Annotated in this window: 1 protein-coding gene; it reads left to right on the top strand. The window is 24.6% G+C overall.

Features of this window, described 5'->3' with window-relative positions; translation table 11 throughout:
• The coding region (locus tag BU038_RS12335) for an Eco57I restriction-modification methylase domain-containing protein (protein ID WP_158262805.1) at window positions 1-682 on the top strand (682 nt) is incomplete at both ends.

Below are 682 nucleotides of genomic sequence, written 5' to 3'. Positions count from 1 at the left end.
ATATCTACGTTTGTGATGTGGATGAGGAAGCTTTAAAAGAATATATTAAATCCTTGAAGAAGTTTTCTTTGACTTATTTTAATATTACATTAAATGATGACTATGAAAAATATAATGTAGGAAATGCGTTGGCATATGATTTGTCATCTGATAACCCTCAATATATACCTTTAAGTACTTATTTTGATAATCTAAAATTTGATATAGTAATTACAAACCCGCCATATAAAAATTTGAGAGCTGAGAAACGATATTTTGACTCTGAAAAAGAGTATTTAAAAGTTAAAGAGAAATATGTAAGCATAAAACACTCAATCAAAAAACATTATAAACATATTGATAAAGGTACACCAAATATTTATAAGTGCTTTGTGGAAGATATAGTTCTGAACTATACACATTCAAAATCTACAATAGCTTTGTTATTACCAAGGACAATATTGTCGGATTATTCATGTTATGAATTAAGAAATAATTTAATATTAAATCAAGGGATAAAGACTTTAATAAATGTACAAGAAAATGATAAAAATATATTAGCAAACCAATCCATTACAGGTGTAATCATAAACAAAGATAGAAATAATGAGATTGTAAATATATATAAGAATTTTCAAGATTTATCTGACTTTACTCGTATTAATATCAATAAAATGATTGATACCAATCATAAAAATAGCAT

Origin of the sequence: Staphylococcus simulans (genome assembly GCF_003043455.1) — a bacterium.
Classification (GTDB): domain Bacteria; phylum Bacillota; class Bacilli; order Staphylococcales; family Staphylococcaceae; genus Staphylococcus; species Staphylococcus simulans_A.
Note: the sequence above shows the minus strand (reverse complement) of the source record. Positions and strands in the feature narration are given on the sequence as shown.